A 20,368-nucleotide genomic window follows, 5' to 3' on the forward strand; every position below is an offset into this window, starting at 1 on the left:
CTCTCCCTCGGGCTAGCGGAGGCCCTCGGCCAGGACCTTCTCGGTGGCGGCGCGGACGCCGGCCTCGACGGCGCCGGTGAGCGGCAGGCGCGGGGCGCGGGTGGGGCCGCCGGGCCGGCCGGCGAGGTCCATGGAGAGCTTGATGGCCTGGACGAACTCGGTCTTGGAGTCCCAGCGGTAGAGGCTGTGCAGCGCCTTGTAGAGCGGGAGCGCGGTGGTGAGGTCGCCGGCGACGGCGGCGCGGTAGAGGGTGGCCGCGGACTGCGGGAGGGCGTTGGGGTAGCCGGCGATCCAGCCGACGGCGCCCGCGATGGCGAGCTCCAGGAGGACGTCGTCGGCGCCGATGAGGAGGTCGAGTCCGGGGGCGAGCTCGGCGATCTCGTAGGCGCGGCGGACGTCGCCGCTGAACTCCTTGACGGCGACGATGTGCCCGTCGGCGTGGAGGCGGGCGAGGAGGGCCGGGGTGAGGTCGACCTTGGTGTCGATGGGGTTGTTGTAGGCGACGATCGGCAGTCCGGCCTCGGCGACCTCGGCGTAGTGGGCGCGGACGGCGTCCTCGGGGGCCCGGTAGGCGTTGGGCGGCAGGAGGAGGACGGAGCCGGCGCCGGCCTCGGCGGCCTGCTCGGCCCAGCGGCGGGACTCGGCGGAGCCGTAGGCGGCGACGCCGGCCATGACGCGGGAGCCGTCGCCCGCGGCCGCGACGGCGGTGTGGACGACCGCGGCGCGCTCGGCGTCGGTAAGGGTCTGGTACTCGCCGAGCGAGCCGTTGGGCACGACGCCGTCGCAGCCGTTGGCGATGAGCCAGTGGACGTGCTCGGCGTAGGCGTCGAGGTCGACGGAGAGGTCCTCGCGCAGCGGCAGGGTGGTGGCGACCATGATGCCGTGCCAGGGGCGGGTGCGGGTGTCGGTCATCGTGACGTACTCCTTTGTAGTGTGTGACATTTTACTAGGGGGTGTGGGCCGGCCACAAGAGTGCGGCGGCCCTGGAGATCGGACTACTCGGCGGGAAGTCCGGCGAGCTGTCCGAGGCGTACGGGGCAGGCGAGCGGGCGCCGGTCGGGAGCCGTTCCGCCGGCGAGCGCGGACACGGCCGGGCCGCACATCCGGCCCTGGCACCAGCCCATCCCGGCGCGGGTCAGCAGCTTGACCGTGCGGGCGTCGGTGGCGCCCAGCTCGTCCACGGCCTCGCGGATCCGCCCGGCGGGCACCTCCTCGCAGCGGCAGACCGCCGTCTCCTCGCGGAGCCAGCCGGTCCAGCCGGCGCCCGGCCGGTGGGCGGCGCCCATGGCGTCGGCGAAGGCCCGCAGCCGCTCGCGGCGCCGCGCCAGGGCGGTGGGCACGGCCCGGCCCGCGATGGTGCGGGCGGCGATCTCGCCCTCGGTCAGGGCGAGTTGTGCGCCGCCGACGCCGCCGGTCTCGCCCGCGGCCCAGACGCCGGGCACGGAGGTGCGCAGCCCGGGGGTGAGGACGAGGGCGGCGGTGCCGTCGGCGGCGGTGCGGGTGGCGCAGCCGAGGGCGGTGGCGAGGGAGAGTTCGGGGACCAGTCCGTGGCCGACGGCGAGCGCGTCGCAGGGGACGCGCCGCCCGGTGCCGGGCACGGGCCGCCAGTCGCGGTCGAGCCGGGCGACGGTCACCGCCTCGACCCGGTCGGTGCCGTGCGCCTCGACGACGGCGTGCCGGAGCAGCGGCCGGACATGGTGGCGCAGCAACGCGCCGCCGTAGAGGGCGCCTTCGGCGAGTTTGGCGGGGTTGCGGAGCAGGGTGCCGGTGTGGCGGGCGTACGCGCCGTACCCGGTGGCCTCGACGACGGCGGGCACCCGGGCGCCGGCGGCGGCCAGCGAGGCGGCGACGGCGAGCAGCAGGGGCCCGCTGCCCGCGACGACGACGCGGCGGCCGGGCAGCACGAGCCCGCTCTTCAGCATGGCCTGCGCTCCCCCGGCACCGACGACGCCGGGCAGGGTCCAGCCGGGGAAGGGCAGTTGGCGCTCGTACGCCCCGGTGGCGAGCAGCACCGCACGGGCGCGTACGGGCTCCGCCCCGGCGTCGTCGGTCCGGGCGTGCACGGTCCAGTCGTCGCCGGACCCGGTGACGCTCCACACTTGATGCTCCGCCAGATACCGCACGCGGCCCGCGCGTTCGTGGGCGCGCAGTTCGGCCTCGCGGCCCGCGAAGGCGGCCCAGTCGTGGTGCAGGGCCTCGGGGCGGGTGGCTCCGAGGCCGGGGGCGGGGTGCCGGTAGTACTGGCCGCCGGGGCGGCTCCCGGCGTCGAGCAGCGCGACGGCGAGGCCGAGCGAGGCGGCGGTGACGGCGGCGGCGAGCCCGGCGGGCCCGGCACCGACGACGGCGAGATCGACGGGCGCGGGTCGGGGGTCAGACGGCGAGGTCGTCATGGCCGGTTCCCTCCTGGCTGGTGACGAGGCCGCCGGGGCGGGCGGGGACGAGGCAGGCGCGGCGGTTGGGGGTGCCGTCGACGGTGACGAGGCAGTCGAAGCACTGGCCGATCCCGCAGAAGGCGCCGCGGGGTTCGCCGCCGTGCCGGGTGGTGCGCCAGGCGAGGACGCCCGCGCCCCAGAGGGCGGCGGCGACCGTCTGCCCGGCGGCGGCCGGGATGTCCCGCCCGTCGAAGCGGAAGGTGAAGGTCTCCTGCGGCGCGCCTCCGACGAGGGCGCGCGGGGTGCGGCGGCTCAACTCTGCTGCTCCTGGTTCGGGACGTCCGCGGGGCCGTAGTCGCGCTCGGGGCGGAACGGGGCGGGGTCGAGCGGGGGTTCGGCGCCGGTGAGGGCGGCGGCCATGAGCACGCCGGTGGCGGGGGCGAGGCCGATGCCCGCCCCCTCGTGGCCGCAGGCGTGGTGGAGGCCGGGGACGCGCGGGTCGGCGCCGATCGCCGGGAGGTGGTCGGGGAGGTAGGGGCGGAAGCCGTGGTAGGCGCGGAGCACCTGGACCCCGGCGAGGACCGGGAAGAGCGCGGCGGCCTGGGCGGCGAGCCGGCGCAGCGCCTCGGTGGAGAGCGAGCGGTCGAAGCCGACGCGTTCGCGGGTGGCGCCGATGAGGACGGGCCCGCCGGGGGTGCCCTCGACGACGGCGGAGGACTGGAGGGCGGCGGAGCCGCTGGCCACATCGGCGATGTAGTCGGCGGCGTAGACCTTGTGGCGGACGATCCGCGGGAGGGGTTCGGTGACGAGGACGAAGCCGCGGCGGGGCAGGACCGGGAGGGGGACGCCGGCGAGCCGGGCGACCTCGCCTCCCCAGGTGCCGGCGGCGTTGACGACGGCGGGGGCCAGGAGGTCGCCGCGGGCGGTGCGGACGCCGCGTACGGCTCCGGCCGGGCCGCGGAGGATGGCGGTGACCTGCTCGCCCAGGTGGAGCTCGGCGCCGGAGGCGGCGAGCAGCCGGGCGGCGGCCTGCGCGGGCTGGACCTGGGCGTCCTGCGGGTAGTGGAAGCCGCCGGCCAGGCCGGGGGCGAGGTGCGGTTCGAGGTCGGCGAGCCGGTCGGCGGGGATCTCGGTGGCGGTGACGCCGGCCGTCCGCTGGCCCTCCGCGAAGGCGCGGAGGGCCTTGAGGGCGGGCTCGTCGGGCGCCACGACGAGCCCGCCCTTGGGCTCGTACTCGGTCTCCGGCGGGAGTGTCGCGGAGAGTTCGCGCCAGAGTCTCGTGGACAGCAGCGCGAGGTCGAGCTCGGGGCCCGCCTCCTTGTCGGAGACGAGCAGGTTGCCTTCCCCGGCGCCGGTGGTGCCGCCCGCGACGGGACCGCGGTCGACCACGGCGACGGTGAGACCGGAGCGGGCCGCGTAGTAGGCGCAGGCGGCTCCGACGACGCCGGCGCCGATGATCACGACGTCCGGGGAGTGTCTGTTGGGCACGGCAGTAATATGTCACATTCTTTTGACGGTGCCCAGACCCTTTCGGGTCCGGGCACCTGGCGGTTCTGGCACCCGGCTGTCCAGCCGGTGCGGACGGCGGTGCCGTCAGCTGCGCAGCGGGCCCTCACAGCGGAAGCCGGAGGTGCCGGCGACCCGGCTGCTCCAGATGTCGACCTGGCCGAAGGAACAGTTCATGTCGGCCAGGTTGTTGGAGGCGGCGCCGGCCCGGTCGAGGATGAAGTAGTCGACGGTCTCGGACATGTCCTTGAAGACCTTGTCGGGGTTGTTGGCGTCGCTCAGGTTGGCGGTGATCCGGCCGGTGCAGACGAAGCGGCGCTTGCCGTACTCGCCCGCCTCGACGCAGTCGGGGGTGTTCTGGGTGGCGGCGGCGAAGGCGGAGCGGACGGCGGCCACGTCCCAGTCCTTCAGGTGACCGTTGGCGGTGTAAACGGTGTTCGGGACGAAGAGCCGGTCGACCTCGGCGATCCGGGCGTCCAGGAAGCGGTCGTACGCCTGCTGGAGGGCGGCGTCCGAGCTGAGCCGCTCGCGCCAGGCGTCGTACCCCGCGACGTCGTCCGCGCGCAGGCGGTCGTACATCTCGCGGAGCAGCGAGGGGCGCTCGGTCCACAGGTACTCGAAGAAGGTGCCGGAGTAGTTGTAGAAGCGGAAGCCGTCGCCGGAGTAGGTGGCGTGCAGGATCTGCCGGACGGTCATCCGGGGGCCGCCGCCCGCCGTGTCGTCGATGATCCCCTGGACCAGGGACTTGCGGACGGCGATGCCGTCGTCGCGGGTGGCGCCGTCGAAGAACTCGGCCGTGCCCTCGTCCATGAAGGTGGTCCGGTCGCCCTGGTACCAGGGGCCCTGGCCGAAGGTGCCGGGGACCGCCCACCGCCCGTTGAGGTAGTGGGTGTACTCGTGGCGGAACAGCTCCTCCAGGGTGAGCCGGGAGTCCTGCGGCACGCGCCGCTGGTAGGTGTAGAAGGTGGCCCCCTTCTCGATGTAGACGCCGCCGTTGTCCGTGTCGTAGCCGGTCAGCACCGGGTGGTAGACCTCGTAGTCGGCGCGCGAGCCGTACAGGACGATGTTCAGGGCGGTGTTGGTGTCGCCGGCCAGCGGCTGCTCGGTGCCGACGACCCGGTGGAACTGCGCCTTGACCTGCTTGCTCGCGTAGTAGAGCTGGTCGACGGTGGCCCGGTCGAGGCCGGTGCGGACCTTGAGGGCGCCGTTGTCGTAGGTGTAGGTGTACGGGAAGATCCGGGCCTCGATGTCGGTCTTGCAGACGCCGTACGGGGCGCACGCCTCGTAGAAGTTCAGCCAGGAGACGAGCTGGGCCCAGGGCCGGCTGCCGTAGCCCCAGGCGGACTCGACGGGGCGGTAGAGGGCGTCGAGGTCGGCGACGACGCCGGTCCGGAGCGCGGCGATCTCGCCGAAGCGGCCGTATTCGAGGATCGCGTCGCGGACGACCCAGGCGTTGGCGGTGCCCTTGAGGTGGGTGTGTCCGGCGAACGCCTTGAAGGCGGCGCGGTAGGCGGGGTCGGCGGTCACGGCGGCGTGGAAGGCGGCGTCCTGGTTGCCCGCGTAGACGCCCAGGTAGTTGACGGAGAGTCCGGCGAGGGCGGCGCCCGCCCAGGCCGGGTCCTGGTTCGTCGCGGTGTGCGCCGCGTCCATGGTGGCGAGGACCTTGGTGATGAGACCGAGCTGGTGGTGGCGCAGGCCCGGGGCGCTGCCCGCGTAGAGGGCCTCGCGGAGGGTGCGGGCGTTGGTCGCGGTGGCGTCGAAGGTGCGGGCCGCGGAGCCGAAGGCGGCGATGGCGCGGCGGATGGCGTCGACGGTCGGGGCGTCGGTGAGGTCGATCTCGGTGCGCGCGAAGTCGTGATAGGCGACCGCGTGCAGATAGGTGAACATCTCCTCCAGGTGGGAGGAGTTCCGGCCGTCGTGGGAGGCGGCCAGGGCGGATATGCGCTCGGCGACGGCCTGGACGTGGGCGTCGGACATGACCGGGGCGAGGCGGGCGTCCCAGCTCCAGATGAGCCCGTTGAGACAGCCGTCGGCGGTGACGGCGGGGTCGGCGAGGAAGTCGGCGAAGGCGGCCGGGGAGAGACCGGTGACGCCGTCGAGGGTGCAGGGGACACCGGCGAGGGTGGCGGCGGGCGCGGCCCGGAGGCTCTGCCGCTGGGCGGCGGGCTGGGCGTCCTTCGTCGCCTGGCCGGGGACGCGGGCCTCCGTGTCGCCGGTGCCGCCGGGGGCGGGGGCCGGGGCGGACGCGGCCGTACGGGCCTGGGCGAATCGTTCCACCTCGTCGAAGGGGTTCGGGGCGGCGGAGGTGGGCGCGACAGCGCTGGCGACGGCGGGAACCTCGGCGGCCTGGGTGGCGGCCTGGCCGGCGGAGGCCACGAGGGTCACCGCGATCGCGGTGGCGAGGAGGGAGGAGCGCACGACTCTGTGCTGGGACACGAGGTCTCCTGAAGGGGGGTTACGGGGGGGGTGCGCGGCCGATCAGTGGGAGCTGAACGCGAGGTGACGGAGGGACATCCGTCTGCCGTGCGAGGTGTAACATAGTAATGTGAAATTGCACTGACAACCCCTGTGCACGCGTCAGTTGCGATGCCGGGCGGCCGCCTCCGTGAAGGGAACGGGGGGAAGGCGGCCGCCCGGCCCCTTCACCGGCCCCTCCCCCGGGGCCCGAACCCGATGGTCAGACCAGGGAGTTCGCCACGTGACCGAGCCCGGGCGCCGTCGGCCCCATCCCCTTCGCCGCGCCCTCCGCCCGCTCCCGCGCCGTCGCCGCGAGGGCCGCGTCGCCGATCGCGTCGGCCAGCCGCGCCCTCCCCAGCCAGTTGTACGGGCTGTCCGGCCGCAGCCCGTCCCGCTCGCTCAGCAGCAGCCGCGCCCGGTCGTGCTCCCCGGCGGCGAGCGCCGACTCCAGGAGCGTCCGCTGTACGGCGTCCCGCTGGGCGTGGCTGCCACCGAAGACCTGGAGCCGGCGCCGTACCGGCCACAGCAGCTCCACCACGGCGGCGTGGTCACCGCGCCCGTGCGCCACCAGCGCCTCGCAGACCGGGAGTCCGACCTCGGCCGTCATCGCGTGGTTGGACAGGACCCGCCGGGTCCTGTCCCCTTCGCCGTCCGCCAGCCACCGCCTGCGGTCGGCCACCAGCGCCTCCGCCTCCGCGATCCGGCCCGCTCCCACGTACGCCATCACCGCGTGGGCGTCGTTGAAGGCGTAGAACGGCGGATCGGCCCGCCCCGCCCAGGCGTCGGCGAGCCGCGCCCAGCGGTCCGGCTCCTCCCGCCCGGCGAGCCGCAGCCGCCACAACAGCGCGGCGGCGTCCAGGAGTTCCATGGCGAGCCCCGCCGACTCCTCGTGGTGGACGGCCGCGTCGTAGACGCGCAGCGCGGTCTCCTCCGCGCCCGCCTCCAGGGCGTACAGGGCGTAGTGCCACCAGTTGTGCACGGTCAGGTAGTTGCCGCGCGCCCAGTCGGCCGCGCGCGCGTCGAGGAAGGCGACGCCCTCCGCGACGCGGCCCTGCATCTCGTAGGTGTGGGTGACGGCGTGCACCGCCCACACGTCCCTCGGGTGCCGCTCGACCGCCGCCAGACCGGTCTCCTCGGCGCGCCGGTAGTGGCCGGACTCCTCCAGCCCGAAGGCGTACATGCCGAGCAGCGGCCCCCGGTGCTCGTCGGCCCTCCCCCACGCCGACAGCGCGCCGCCGATCCGGTCCCGCAGCCGGACGGCGTCCCCGGTCAGGAAGTCCAGCTGATGCCCCGCGAAGAGCGCCAGCGCGTCCCTCGGATACCCGAGGCTCAACTCCTCCAGCAGGTCGCCCGCCCCGTGCAGATCACCGTCGAGACAGGCGCGCGCGGCCGCCAGATGCAGCCGCTCCCGCACGGGCAGCGCGCCGTCGTCCCGCCCGTCCCGCCGGCACTCGAAGAGCACCCGGGCCTCGGCGGCCCCGGCGGGCTCGGTCCCGAGCACCCCCAGGTACGCGGCGAACGCCTGCGCGTCCGGCGACTCGGGGCTCGCCGCGAGCGCGTCCTCGACGGCCGTGGCCACCTCGGGCCGGAAGAAGAGCAGGGCCTCGACGGCCCGGTCCAGATGCGCCGCCCCCTCGGACGTGCAGGCGTGCAGGGTGTTGCCATAGCGGTCGGTCGCCAACGCGGATCCTCACCTCGGTCGCTCTACGGTGCTTCGGGGCTGCCACCGGGAGCGTGCCCCACCTCACCCGGCGCCACTCCGCCGCACCAGGCTCCCGCGTGCCGCGCCCCGGGATCCTGCGGCGTGATCCACTGGCTCCTGCACCGCAGGGCGCGGTGCGTGAGGAGAGTGAGCGTTCATGTCCGTCGCCGACGCCGACGCCGTCCAGGTCCGTCCCGTGCGGGAGGAGGACTTCGACCAGTGGCGTGCCCTGTACCGGGGGTACGCCGAGTTCTACCGGGTCGAGCAGACCGAGGAGGCCGCGCGGCTCGTCTGGTCCTGGATCCACGACCCCGGCCACGAGGTGGAGGGGCTGGTCGCGGAGGGCGCTGACGGGCGGCTCGTCGGGCTGGCGCACTTCCGGGCGTTCGCGCGGCCGCTGTCCGCGTCGGTGGGCGGCTGGCTCGACGACCTGTTCGTGGACCCGGCGAGCCGCGGGACCGGCGCGGCCGAGCTGCTGCTCGCCGCGCTGCGCGGGATCGGCGCGGAGCGCGGCTGGAGCGTCGTCCGCTGGATCACGGCCGACGACAACCACCGCGCCCGCGCCAAGTACGACCAGGTGGCCACGCGCACGATGTGGATCACGTACGACATGGCCCCCGGGGCCCCGGTCCGCTAGCGGAGTTCGTCCGCGACGACCGCCGCGGCGGCGGCCACCAGTTCGTCCACGCCCTTGGCCGCCTTGTCCGGCCGGGTGGTGAGGACGGCGATGAGGAGGGGGCCGCCGTCCGGCGGCCAGGCGATCCCGGCGTTGTTGTTGGTGCCGTAGTCGCCGCCGCCGGTCTTGTCCGCGACCGTCCAGTCCGCCGGCAGGCCCTTGCGGAGCCGGGTGGAGCTGGTCGTGTTGCGGAGCAGCCAGTCGGTGAGGAGCGCGCGGTCGGCCGGTGCCAGGACCCGGCCGAGGACGAGCCGGCCGTAGGTGCGGGCGATGGCGCGCGGGGTGGTGGTGTCGGTGTCCCGCCAGGGCTCGGCGGAGTTCAGCTCGGGCTCCCAGCGGTCGAGCCGGGTGGCCGGGTCGCCGATCGAGCGGGCGAAGCGGGTGATCGCGGTGGGGCCGCCCAGCTCGCGCAGGAGGAGGTTGGCGGCGGTGTTGTCGCTGTAGCGGATCGTGGCGTCGCAGAGTTCGGCGACGGTCATGCCGTTGGCGATGTTGTGCTTCAGCCCGGTCTTCGGGGACCAGCCGGAGCGCGTGACGTAGTCGTCCGTGTAGTGGATCCGGTGGGCGAGGAAGCTGCCGTCGTGGTCGAGGTCGCGCAGGACGGCCGCGGCGGCGAGGGTCTTGAAGAGCGAGCACATCGGGAAGGTCTCGCGGTCCCGGTGGGCGAGGGTGCGGCCGGTGCGCACATCGTGGGCGTGAACGCCGAGCCGGGCGCCGTACCGCTCCTCCAGGGCGCGGAGGCGGGCGGTGGCCCGCCGCTCCCGGGGGCTCGACGCGGGGGTGGTTGCCGGGGTGGTCGCGGGGGTGGTTAACGCCTGGGCGGGGCCGGCGGCGGTGAGGCCGAGCGCGGCGGTGAGCGCCGTACCGGCGCCGAGGGCGAGGGCGGTCCGGCGCGAGGCGCCGGTGTTCTGGGATTGCACGAACGTCCCTTCGAAGGAAATCGCTTCCGCAGTGCACCACGCGGGGGCGCCGGGCGCGGTTCCGACACCCCCGGCTACCTGACGGTATGTGATTCGGGGTTCACTGTCCGATCATGGACCCGGAGCACAGTGCTCCGGGGGCTTCGAAAGGACACGCATGGTCTATCGCGAGGGGGAAAGCGGCTCGGCACCGACCCTGATCCAGTCGGTGCGCCGGGCCGTACGACTGCTGGACGAGCTGGAGAGACGCGGCGGTACGGGCAGCGCCAAACAGCTGGCCCGCGAGGCGCTGCTGCCGCTGCCGACGGCGTACCACCTGCTGCGGACCCTGGTCCACGAGGGGCTCGTCCATCACGACAACGGTGTCTACCGGCTCGTCTCGCCGCTGCGCCGGGACGCGGGCACCGCCGTCCACGAGCCGGCGCTCAGGATCCAGGCATGGGTGAACACCCTCAGCCTGGACCTCGACGCGGCCGTGTACTTCGTCCAGTACCGGGACGGCGAGATCGAGGTCGGCGCCGTCTCGGACAATCCGGCCCGGCCACCGGTCACGGAGTGGGCCGACTTCCAGGCGACGGCCCATGCCCACGCCGCCGGCCAGAGCCTGCTGCTCCAACTGGAGCCCGACCAGCGCGGCGACCACCTGAGCCGCCACCCGGTGACGGCGCTCACCCCGCACACGGTCCAGGTGCGGCGCGACTTCGAGCGGCGGCTCAGCGTCCTGCCCCGGCGGCTGCCGGTCCTGGAGTACCAGGAGTACGCGGTCGGTACGGCGTGCGCGGCGGTGCCGATCACCGTGGGCGCGGAGACGGCGGCGGTGGCGCTGTCGATCCCGGCGGCGGAGGGCGCGCGGCTGCGCGGGCTCGCGGACCTGCTCCAGCAGCGCGCGGAACAGGTGCTCATCTCCCAGACGTTCGCGGTGGCCGCGCACAGTCACGAACCTTGACCGGGGGGTCCGCGGGCTCGTGATCCCGCGGAGAGGAGACGTAAGGGGCGTCGCCGAGAGATCGGCGGCGCCCCTTTCTGATGCCCACCCCAGGTCACACACCGCAGGTCAGGATACCCCTACCCGTATCCGTCTCCAGACCTGACCCCTGTGACGCTGAATACCCAGGGGGGTATTTGACGCGGCGCGGGACAGCCCCGTACGGTCGGACTCGTTCATACCCAGGGGGGTATCCAGACGCTTGCGGGAGGCTCGCCGTGTTCTTCGCCCAGTACTACCTCGACTGTCTGTCCCACGCCTCGTACCTCATCGCCGACGAGCGGACGGGGCAGGCGGTGGTCGTCGACCCCCGCCGGGACGTCTCCGAGTACCTCGCGGACGCCGCCGCGCACGGGTTCACCGTGGCCGGGGTCATCAACACCCACTTCCACGCCGACTTCGTCGCCGGCCACCTGGAGCTGGCCGACAGCACCGGCGCCTGGATCGGCTACGGCCGCCGCGCCGAGACCGAGTACCCCATCCGCAAGCTGGCGGAGGGCGAGCGGATCGTCCTCGGGGACGTCGTCCTGGAGGTCATGGAGACCCCGGGCCACACGCCCGAGTCGATCAGCGTCCTGGTGTACGAGCACGCCGGGGACGAGGTCCCGTACGGGGTCCTGACCGGTGACGCGCTCTTCATCGGCGACGTCGGCCGGCCCGACCTCCTCGCCTCCGTCGGCGTCACCGCCGAGGAGCTCGGCGCGATGCTCCACGACACCGTCCAGAACAAGCTCATGGCCCTGCCCGACCAGGTCCGCGTCTTCCCCGCCCACGGCGCCGGCTCGTCCTGCGGCAAGAACCTCTCCACCGAGAAGTCCTCCACCATCGGCGCGCAGCGGGCCACCAACTACGCCTGCGCGCCCATGCCCCGCGAGGACTTCGTCGCCCTCGTCACCGCCGGACAGCCGCCCGCCCCCGGCTACTTCGCCTACGACGCCGACCTCAACCGCAAGGACCGCGGTCTTTACGACTCCGCCACCGCCGCGCGGGCCCTGACGCTCGACGAGTTCGCCGGGCTGCGGGCGGCCGGGGCGGTCGTGGTCGACGCCCGCGACCCCCAGGAGTTCGCGGCCGGGCACCTGCGGGGCGCGGTGAACGTGCCGGCCGACGGGCGGTTCGCCGAACAGGCCGGGACCGTCCTCGACCCCGCCGACCGGCTCGTCGTCCTCGCCCCGGAGCGGCGCGAGGAGGAGGTCGTCACCCGCCTCGCCCGCGTCGGCTTCGACCGCGCCGAGGGCTACCTCCCCGAGCCGGAAGCGGCCATGGAGGCCCTGGCCGGCGAGGTCGCCCCGGCGAGCCGGGTCACCGCCGCCCGCCTGCGGGCCGCCCTCGCCGGGGAGCGGCCGCCGTTCGTCGTGGACGTGCGCACCTGCGGCGAGCGGGAGGCGAACGGCTTCCTCGACGCGGCCGTCCACATCCCCCTCAACGAACTCCCCCACCGCACCGGCGAACTCCCCGCCGACCGCCCCCTCGTCCTGCACTGCGCGGGCGGCCACCGCTCCTCCATCGCCGCCAGCCTGCTGCGCCGGCGCGGCTTCCAGGACGTCTCCGACATCCTCGGCGGCTACGCGGCCTGGGCCCTGACGGCGGCGGAGAGCCCGGCCGAGGTCTGACACCTCCCCCGCCCTACTCGTACCCGCACCTCATCTCATCCCGTCCCCTCCCCGAACCCGGGCCTCGCGCACCGTCGCACCGTCGCGCCCGGTGACGCCCCTCACGAACGGAACCACCGCACCATGAGCACCACCTCCCCCTCCTCCTCCCTCTCCCCCGCCGTCCTGCACCGCCTCGTCCAGGAGGGCAGGGCGCCGCGCCTGCTCGACGTCCGCACGCCCGGCGAGTTCCGGACGACGCACATCCCGGGCTCGTACAACGTCCCGCTGAACACCCTCCGCGAGCACCGCTCCGAGCTGCTCGCGCACCTGGACGAGGAGGTCGTGCTGGTGTGCCGTTCGGGGCAGCGGGCGCGGGAGGCGGAGCAGGCGCTCGCGCAGGCGGGGCTGCCGAACCTGCGGGTGCTCGACGGCGGGATGGTGGCCTGGGAGGCGGCCGGGGCGCCGGTCGAGCGGGGCCCCGAGCGGTGGGACATGGAGCGTCAGGTCCGCCTCGTCGCGGGTTCGGTCGTCCTCGTCACCGGTCTCGCGGGCATCGCCGTCCCCGGCGTCCACCTCGTCGGTACGGCCATCGGCGCCGGGCTCACCTACGCCGCCCTCAGCAACTCCTGCGCCCTCGGCGTCCTGCTCTCCAAGCTGCCCTACAACCGCGGCCCGCGCACCGACGTCCGCACCATGATCGCGGAGCTGCGGAGCACCCGGTGACCGCCCTGATCGTGGCGGCCTCCCTCCTGGTCGGCGTCAGCCTCGGCGTCCTGGGCGGCGGGGGCTCCATCCTCACCGTGCCGATCCTGGTCTACCTGGCCGGGCAGGACACCAAGGCGGCCATCGCCGCCTCCCTCTTCGTCGTGGGCGTCACCAGCCTCGCCGCGCTCGTCCCGCACGCGCGGGCCCGGCGGGTGCGCTGGCGGACCGGTCTCCTCTTCGGCGCGTTCAGCATGGCGGGCGCGTACGGCGGCGGACGCCTCGCCGCGTACATTCCCGGAACCGCGCTGCTCATCGCCTTCGCGCTGATGATGCTCGCCACGGCCTACGCCATGCTGCGCACACCCCGGCGCACCGGCGCGCCGAAGGCCCGTCACGGCGACCTGCCGCTCGCCCACATCGCGGTCGAGGGGCTCGTCGTGGGCGCGGTGACCGGCCTGGTCGGCTCGGGCGGCGGCTTCCTGGTCGTCCCGGCGCTCGCCCTGCTCGGCGGGCTGCCGATGGGCATCGCGGTCGGCACCTCGCTCCTGGTCATCGCCATGAAGTCCTTCGCCGGGCTCGCCGGGCACCTGGACGGCGTCTCCATCGACTGGGGCCTGACGCTGACGGTGACCGCCCTGGCGGTCGTCGGCAGTCTCGCCGGCGGGCGGATCGCCGGCCGGATCCCGCAGGCCGCGCTGCGCAGGGCCTTCGGCTGGTTCGTCGTCGTGATGGGCGTCTTCGTCCTCACGCAGCAGCTCGACCCCGGCATCTGGACCCACCCGGCCACCTGGGCGGTCCTGGGCGCCCTCGCGACGGCGGGGTCGGCGGCGGGGCTCGTCCGCCGTACCCGTACTCGGAGTCGTACCCGTACTCGGAGCCGTACCGTGACGGCCCGCGAGTAGCCGCCACCGCCCGATTTCATACCCTGGGGGGTATCCTGGCATAAGAGGGTGAGACCACGAAGGAGGACGGCCGTGCAGGTCGACGAAGAGGCGATGGCGCCGGTGCTCAACCGCCTGCGGCGGGCCCAGGGACAGCTGGCCGGGGTGATCGCGATGGTCGAGTCGGGCCGCGACTGCAAGGAGGTCGTGACCCAGCTCGCCGCCGTCTCCCGGGCCCTGGACCGGGCCGGGTTCAAGATCGTGGCCAGCGGGATGCGGCAGTGCCTGTCCGACGGCGCGGCGGACTCGGCGCCCATGACGGAGGCGGAGCTGGAGAAGCTCTTCCTGGCTCTGGCCTGAGCCCTCGGACCGCGCGACGGGGTCCGGCGGCCCCCGCGCCTCCTATGCTGACCTGGTACGGAAAGAACCAGGCCAGGGATGGCACGCGACCGAAGGGGCACCCCGCTCGATGAGCCGGAAGCAGCAGCGCGGAGAAGTCACCGTCGAGCGCGTCCTCGACGCCGCGCTCGACCTCTACGCGCGCGAGGGGGAGGCGGGGCTCACCGTCTCCGCCCTGACCCGGGTCAGCGGCGTCAGCACCGGCAGCGTCTACCACCACTTCGGCAACCTCCACGGGGTGATCAGCTCCCTCGCCCTGCGCTGGCTCGGCCGCCTCCTCGGGGAACTCGCCACCGCCCTGACCGCCCATCAGGACGCCCGCTCCGGCATCGAGGCGGTCATCCGGACGTATCTGGACTTCGTCCGCACCCAGCCGGCCGCCGCCCGCCTCCTGCACTCCCCCTTCGCGGACCAGGAGGGCGCGGCGCGCGCCGCCGAGATCCGCGACAACCAGGAGGCGCGGCTCACCCCGATCGAGCACTGGCTCGACGGGCACCGCAAGGCGGGCGGGCTCGCCGACCTCCCGACGCCGGTCATCGAGACCCTCGTCCTGGGCCCGGTCATCGGCATGGCCCGCCGCTGGCTCACCCTCGGCGACGTCGACCTCGAAGAGGCCGCCCGCATCCTGCCCGACCGGATCTGGCGCTCGGTCGGCCCCTGACTCGGTCGGCCCCTGACTCGGTCGGCCCCTGACTCGGTCGGCCCCTGAGCCGAGGCGGGGTCAGCGGGGCCCCGGCCCGGCCGTCGGCGGCGCCGGGGCCGCCCCGCCGGTGGTGCCGCCCTCCGTGCCGCCCGCAGTGCCGTCCGTCGCTCCCGGGCCGATACGGAGCTCGAAGTCGCCGTCGTACTTCTCGTGTCCGGCGATCACCGCGTCGCCGACGACCTCCTCGCCGACCCGCCCGCGCACGATCAGCGGGTCCTCGCGCAGGTCCCGCATGAGCGCCACGCACATGCCGATCATGACGAGGACGAACGGGGCGGCGACCAGGATCGTCAGGTTCTGGAGGCCCGCCAGCGCGTCGCCCTGGCCGTCGCCGATGAGCAGCATGATCGCGGCGACGGCTCCGGTGACCACGCCCCAGAAGACCACCACCGGGCGGGTCGGCTCCATCGCGCCGCGCTGCGAGAGGGTGCCCATGACGATGGACGCCGCGTCCGCGCCGGAGACGAAGAAGATGCCGACGAGGACCATCACCAGCAGGCTCATCACGCCCGTCAGCGGGAACTCCTGGAGCAGTCCGAAGAGCTGGCCCTCCGGCGTCGTCTCGCCCGCCAGCTCGCCCTGCTCGGTCAGCCGCATCGCCGTGCCGCCGAAGACCGCGAACCAGACCAGGCTGACCGCGCTGGGCACGAGGATGACGCCGCCGATGAACTGGCGGATCGTCCGGCCCCGGCTGATGCGGGCGATGAACATGCCGACGAACGGCGTCCAGGAGATCCACCACGCCCAGTAGAAGACCGTCCAGCTGCCCAGCCAGTCATGGATGTTCTCGCCGCTGGTGGCCTCGGTGCGGCCGGCCAGCTGGGGCAGGTCGCCGATGTACGCGGCGATCGAGGTCGGCAGCAGGTCGAGGACGATGATCGTGGGTCCGGCGACGAAGACGAAGACGGCGAGCAGCAGCGCCAGCACCATGTTGGTGTTGGAGAGCCACTGGATGCCCTTCTCGACGCCGGAGATCGCCGACAGCACGAAGGCCAGGGTGAGCACGGCGATGATGCCGACGAGCAGGCCGGTCCCGGTCTTCTCCATCCAGCCCAGCTCCTCCACGCCGCTGCCGATCTGGAGCGCGCCGAGGCCGAGCGAGGCCGCCGAGCCGAACAGGGTGGCGAAGATGGCGAGGATGTCGATGAACCGGCCGGGTCCGCCGAAGGCCCGGCGCTCGCCCATCAGCGGGACGAAGACGGCGCTGATCGTCTGGCGGCGCCGGCGGCGGAAGGTCGAGTAGGCGATGGCGAGTCCGACGACGGCGTAGATCGCCCACGGGTGGAGCGTCCAGTGGAAGAGCGTGGTGGCCATCGCCGTCTGCATCCGCTCGGCCGAGTCCGCGGGGGACGTGCCGGGCGGCGGGGTGCCGTAGTGGGCGAGGGGCTCGCTCACGCCGTAGAACATCAGGCCGATGCCCATACCGGCGCTGAACATCATGGCGATCCACGAGACCGTGCGGAACTCCGGCCCCTCGCCCTCCTGTCCGAGGGTGATCCGGCCGTACCTGCTGATCGCCAGCCACAGCGCGAAGACGACGAAGCCGGAGGCCGCCAGCATGAACGCCCAGCCGCCGTCCCGGATCAGGCCGTCGAGGAGGCTGCTGGAGACGGACTCCAGGCTGTCCGTGGCCGTCGCGCCCCAGACGACGAACGCGAGGGTGAGGACGGCGGTGACGCCGAAGACGACGGGGTCGGTACGGGCGGGGTGACGGCCGCGGAGGTCGGGCAGGTCCGCCGTCACCGGCAGGGCGCCCCGCCCCGTCCCGTCCTTGCCTTCTCCTCGTTCTTCCGGATCCTGTCCGATCTTCGCCATGTACTGCCCCTTTCCCCGCCTGACGGGACAAACCTCTTATGTCCTAGTAAGGCAGTACCACAAAGGGGACCGAACCCGGCGGACCAACAGGCCCCCGGGCCGCGATCTCAGGAGGTCAGTTCGGTGAGGTCGGTGAGGAGTTCGGAGACGGTCACCGGGTCGAGGTCGGCGAACCGCAGCGGGTAGGTGCGGCTCGGCCAGTGGTCGCCGGGGTGGGTGTCGAGCCAGACGGTACGGAGGGTCTGGTCGGGGAACTCGTCGATCACGCCGACGGCGATGCCCGGTTCGAGCTCGATGACGAGGTGGCGCTCGGGGGCGAGGCGGCGGGAGAACCAGCGCTCGACACCGGCGTCCTGCGGGGTGCCCCGGTCCCAGCCGCGCTTCTGGAGCCCGAGGAGCCGGCCGACGGGGACGGTGACGCCCTCGAAGCGGGTGAGGCGGGCGCCCGCCGCCTCCTCCCCGGTGGCGGTGTGGAGCGGCCGGCCGAGCTGCGGGAAGGGCTGGACGATCTCGTGATCGGCGAGGAGTTCGGCCCAGACGCCGAGCGCGCCGGTGAGGAGGAGGGGGTGCGGGAGGGTGACGGTGGCGTCGTCGGCGACGGTGAGGAGGGTGCCGTCGGCGTCGGCGTACGTGCCGTGCTCGGCGATCCGGAAGGCGGTGGCGGTGCCGTCCTGTTCGGCACTCCAGACGAGGCGGCGGGCGAGGTGCCGGACGAGGGGGTGCTCGACGAACAGCTGCCGGAACTCGGAGCCGGTCCAGGAGCGGCCGTCGACCATGGCGGCCTCCAGGCGGCGGACCTGGTCGGCGGCGATCGCGCGGACGTCCTTCTTGAGGGCGAGGAAGCGCTTGCGCTCGGCGGTGGCGCGTTCGGTCTCGTCGCGGGCGCCGGGCTTGGGGAGGTCCTTGAGGCGGCGGCCCTCGCCGTCGTCGACGAAGGGCTTGAGGGCCTCGTCGAAGCCGACGGTGAAGCGGCGGGTGCCGTAGTCGACGACCGTGCCGCCGTCGGCGTCGAGTCCGAGGTCGGGCACGAGCCGGTCGGCGAGCTGTTCGGCGGTGAGGCCGAGTTCGTCGGCGACCTCGGCGATCTTCTCCTGGGCGCGCAGTTTCAGCGCCTTGAACCGGACGCGCTGGGAGATGCCGTGGAGGTGGAGGAGGGCGCTGTCGGTGCCGATGGCGGCGAGCACGCCGAGTCCTTCGACTGCCCGGTGGTGGGCCCCCTCGCCGGGCCAGGCGCGGATGACGGGGGTGAGGGTGCGGACGGTGTCGTCGTCGCCGAACCAGCCGAGGGTGTGCAGGGTCCACGCCTCCTTGGGCGGCTGGCCGACGACCCGCCACTCCTCGAAGAGGCCCCAGGCGAACGCGGCGAGCGACTCCGGCGTGCACAGCGCGCGGATCTCGGCGAGGCCGGGGTAGGGGGCGCCCGGCTTGGAGACGGAGAGCATGGTGAGCAGGTGGGCGACGGCGGGGACGGGGAGGGTGGCGCCGGTCGTGAGCCGGACGCGGGGCAGGACGCGGGGGTCGATCCAGGCGGGGAACTGGGGCATCCGGGCGGGCAGCGCGGTCACCAGCGGGTCGGTGGCGAGCAGTTCCTCGACGGCCTCGACGGTCTCGTCGCCGTACTCCTTGGCTGCGGTGCGGACTCCGTCGGGGCCGTGGGCGGCGACGATCGCGCGGAGGGCGCCCTCGGCGGCGGTCCGCTCGGGCCCCGCGGCGCCGACGGCGTCGGGCACGAGGAGGCGGGCGGCGTCGGTGCCGTGGCGGAGCAGCCAGACGCGGGCGGTGTGGCCGGCGGTCTTGAGGCGGTGCAGCCAGGTCGCCATCAGCCGGGCGACGCGGACGTCGAGGTAGGGCAGCAGCACCTCGGACATGGCGGTGGGGTACTGGGGGGCCATGCGCAGGAGCGGCGGCAGGGCGGCGGCCTCGTGGGCGGCGACGAGCGGCTTGAAGACCTCGGCGCCGTCGTAGCAGTGCTCCATGCCGTCCCAGTCGGCGAGGTAGGGGCGGACGCGGTCGGCGGGGCCGTTCACGAGGACGCCGACGGTGTGCCAGTTGTGCAGGCGGCCGTCGAAGAGCTTGTCGACGAGGACGTCCAGGGGCTCGTACGGCTGCCAGCCGGTCACCCAGGACTCGGCGGTGGCCCAGGCGCGCCGTTCCCCGTCCCGCCAGACGGTCCGGGTGCCGTCCGGTGCGGTGACGCCGGTGACGACGCGGGGCGTGGCGGCCGGGCGGCGTACGGTCCACGGGGGGCTGGTCAGGAGGGCGGGGAGGTCGGCCGCGGCGGCGTCGTGCGTGGTGTCCTGGGCGCGGGTCAGCGGCTCGACGACCTCGGCGGCCTCGGCGGGCAGTTCGGGCAGGACGGCGAGGGCGAGCGGGCGGTGGGCGGCGACGTGTCCGGCGAGCATCCGGCGGACCAGGGCGCTGTCGGGGGTGGTCTCCCGGGCGGCGAGGGCGAGCAGCCGGAGGGCGCGGACGGGGAAGCGGCGGGCGGCCGCGGCCAGTTCGGCGCGGACGTGCTTGTCACCGACGCGGTCGAGGAGGCCCTGGAACGCCTCGTCGGAGGGGAGTTGGGCGAGGGCGGCGGCGAACGCCTTGAGTTCGTCGGTGCCGAGGTACTGGCGGTCGGTCTCGGCGATGAGGAAGGGGGCCACGGCGACTCCGGCGCCGTCCGCGACGGTGGCGACGGTGGGCGTCTTCCAGCCGCGCCAGCCGAGGTCGACGCGGCCTCCGTAGGCGGCGGTCTGGTCGGCGGTGACGGAGCAGACGAGCATGTCCCGCACCGGGAGCTGGACATGCTCGCGGGTGGCGGGGTCGGCGAGGCACTCGTCGGTCCAGGCGCGCTCGGTGGGCACCAGGAAGGAGACGGCGACGCGGCGGCGGGGCGTGGTGCGGTGGCGGGCGAGGGCGGCGACGGCGGAGGCGTAGGTCGCGTCGTCGGTGACGGCGAGGAGGGCGCGGACCCGCTCCAGGAGGGTGTGGGGCTCCCCCGACTGCCACTGCGCGTCGTCCTCGCGGGCGGGGCAGACGCCGCCGACGACTCCGTCCTGGAGCCGGATGCGGCGGCATTCGAGGTGCTCGACGGCGGCGACGGCGGCGAAGGGCAGCCCGTGGGTGACGGCCCAGGCGTCGGCGACGGTGGTCCGCTGGGCCTCCGGGGGAAGGAGGGCGGCGAGGACGGCGGCGCCGACGGGGTCGGGGCTTCCGGCGTCGTGGGCGCGGGCGGCGGCGGTCAACTCGGCGTCTCCGCGCCCGGAGTCGAGGGCGCGGTCGATCTCGACGGTGGCACGGACACGCCAGTCGGCGAGCCGGGCGGGAGCCTCGGTGGCCGGTGGGGCGACCGTCACGGGGGTGCCGCCGCGGCGCGGCCGGAGGTTCCGCTTCCACGCCTCGGGCAGGACGAAGACGGACTCGTCGCGCCGGAAGGGCGTGAATCCGGGTGCCTCCCCCTTACCGATCGTCGTGAACTTGCCCGCACCGTCCCCGGCGTGCTCCCTGCGGCGCACGGCCCCTCCCGCATTGCTCGTCGATCAGTCGATCAGTGGTCAGCACAGTAGCGGGGGTGACCGACATCGCCGGAAATCCCTCCGGTGGGAAGGGTCCTGGACACCACCGACCAGGGGATGGTTAGGTTAGCCTTACCTAAAATCGACCGAGG

The 20,368-nt window shown here is 74.3% G+C and carries 16 protein-coding genes; 7 read left to right on the forward strand and 9 right to left on the reverse strand.

Going from position 1 to position 20,368, the window contains the following annotated elements; genetic code table 11:
- Positions 1–12 precede the first annotated feature (12 nt).
- The 6 genes from ACFXMG_RS05165 to ACFXMG_RS05190 form a co-directional block, all read right to left on the reverse strand.
- Positions 13–912, reverse strand: a complete 900-nt coding sequence (locus ACFXMG_RS05165; protein ID WP_383827754.1) for a dihydrodipicolinate synthase family protein — start codon at positions 910–912, stop codon at positions 13–15.
- Between the two features lie 83 nt (positions 913–995).
- Positions 996–2,390 carry an NAD(P)/FAD-dependent oxidoreductase gene (locus tag ACFXMG_RS05170; protein ID WP_383827752.1) on the reverse strand — a complete coding sequence of 465 codons (1,395 nt, stop codon included), beginning with the start codon at positions 2,388–2,390 and terminating at the stop codon, positions 996–998.
- Complete coding sequence (locus ACFXMG_RS05175) at positions 2,371–2,688, reverse strand: (2Fe-2S)-binding protein (protein ID WP_169093358.1); 318 nt, start codon at positions 2,686–2,688, stop codon at positions 2,371–2,373. The genes ACFXMG_RS05170 and ACFXMG_RS05175 overlap by 20 nt, the downstream gene beginning before the upstream one ends.
- Positions 2,685–3,860, reverse strand: a complete 1,176-nt coding sequence (locus ACFXMG_RS05180) for an NAD(P)/FAD-dependent oxidoreductase (protein WP_383827750.1) — start codon at positions 3,858–3,860, stop codon at positions 2,685–2,687. The genes ACFXMG_RS05175 and ACFXMG_RS05180 overlap by 4 nt, the downstream gene beginning before the upstream one ends.
- A 105-nt stretch (positions 3,861–3,965) precedes the next feature.
- The gene (locus ACFXMG_RS05185) at positions 3,966–6,314 is read right to left on the reverse strand and encodes a collagenase (RefSeq protein ID WP_383827748.1); all 2,349 of its coding nucleotides are present in this window, start codon (positions 6,312–6,314) and stop codon (positions 3,966–3,968) included.
- A 241-nt stretch (positions 6,315–6,555) separates the two neighbouring features.
- Positions 6,556–8,016: a tetratricopeptide repeat protein gene (locus ACFXMG_RS05190; protein WP_383827746.1), complete on the reverse strand. Its 1,461-nt coding sequence runs from the start codon at positions 8,014–8,016 to the stop codon at positions 6,556–6,558.
- Positions 8,017–8,194: 178 nt separating this feature from the next.
- On the opposite strand from ACFXMG_RS05190, the gene ACFXMG_RS05195 reads away from it, so the two are divergent.
- Positions 8,195–8,674, forward strand: coding sequence for a GNAT family N-acetyltransferase (locus tag ACFXMG_RS05195; RefSeq protein ID WP_383827744.1), 480 nt, complete (start codon positions 8,195–8,197; stop codon positions 8,672–8,674).
- Here ACFXMG_RS05195 and bla read toward each other — a convergent pair.
- Positions 8,671–9,633, reverse strand: a complete 963-nt coding sequence (gene bla / locus ACFXMG_RS05200; RefSeq protein WP_383827742.1) for a class A beta-lactamase — start codon at positions 9,631–9,633, stop codon at positions 8,671–8,673. The genes ACFXMG_RS05195 and bla overlap by 4 nt on opposite strands.
- A gap of 157 nt (positions 9,634–9,790) precedes the next feature.
- Here bla and ACFXMG_RS05205 point away from each other — a divergent pair, with 157 nt between their 5' ends.
- The 6 genes from ACFXMG_RS05205 to ACFXMG_RS05230 all read left to right on the forward strand — a co-directional run bounded on the left by ACFXMG_RS05205 (position 9,791) and on the right by ACFXMG_RS05230 (position 14,859).
- Positions 9,791–10,579, forward strand: coding sequence for an IclR family transcriptional regulator (locus ACFXMG_RS05205; protein ID WP_383827740.1), 789 nt, complete (start codon positions 9,791–9,793; stop codon positions 10,577–10,579).
- A gap of 257 nt (positions 10,580–10,836) precedes the next feature.
- Positions 10,837–12,231 carry a rhodanese-like domain-containing protein gene (locus tag ACFXMG_RS05210; RefSeq protein ID WP_383827738.1) on the forward strand — a complete coding sequence of 465 codons (1,395 nt, stop codon included), beginning with the start codon at positions 10,837–10,839 and terminating at the stop codon, positions 12,229–12,231.
- 123 nt (positions 12,232–12,354) lie between these two features.
- A complete protein-coding gene (locus tag ACFXMG_RS05215; protein ID WP_383827736.1) occupies positions 12,355–12,936 on the forward strand; it encodes a rhodanese-like domain-containing protein in 582 nt (193 codons plus the stop codon).
- Positions 12,933–13,820: a sulfite exporter TauE/SafE family protein gene (locus ACFXMG_RS05220; protein ID WP_383827735.1), complete on the forward strand. Its 888-nt coding sequence runs from the start codon at positions 12,933–12,935 to the stop codon at positions 13,818–13,820. The genes ACFXMG_RS05215 and ACFXMG_RS05220 overlap by 4 nt, the downstream gene beginning before the upstream one ends.
- A 93-nt stretch (positions 13,821–13,913) precedes the next feature.
- Positions 13,914–14,159: a metal-sensitive transcriptional regulator gene (locus ACFXMG_RS05225; protein WP_383827767.1), complete on the forward strand. Its 246-nt coding sequence runs from the start codon at positions 13,914–13,916 to the stop codon at positions 14,157–14,159.
- A gap of 109 nt (positions 14,160–14,268) precedes the next feature.
- On the forward strand, positions 14,269–14,859 hold the full coding sequence (locus ACFXMG_RS05230; RefSeq protein ID WP_383827733.1) for a TetR/AcrR family transcriptional regulator: 591 nt from the start codon (positions 14,269–14,271) through the stop codon (positions 14,857–14,859).
- A 60-nt stretch (positions 14,860–14,919) separates the two neighbouring features.
- Here the strand turns inward: ACFXMG_RS05230 and ACFXMG_RS05235 are convergent, their stop codons facing one another.
- The gene (locus tag ACFXMG_RS05235) at positions 14,920–16,716 is read right to left on the reverse strand and encodes a BCCT family transporter (protein ID WP_383827731.1); all 1,797 of its coding nucleotides are present in this window, start codon (positions 16,714–16,716) and stop codon (positions 14,920–14,922) included.
- 107 nt (positions 16,717–16,823) lie between these two features.
- Positions 16,824–20,216 carry a DUF4132 domain-containing protein gene (locus tag ACFXMG_RS05240; protein ID WP_383827729.1) on the reverse strand — a complete coding sequence of 1,131 codons (3,393 nt, stop codon included), beginning with the start codon at positions 20,214–20,216 and terminating at the stop codon, positions 16,824–16,826.
- Positions 20,217–20,368: the final 152 nt, after the last annotated feature.

The organism is Streptomyces sp. NPDC059201 (assembly GCF_042754585.1).
Lineage (GTDB): Bacteria > Actinomycetota > Actinomycetes > Streptomycetales > Streptomycetaceae > Streptomyces.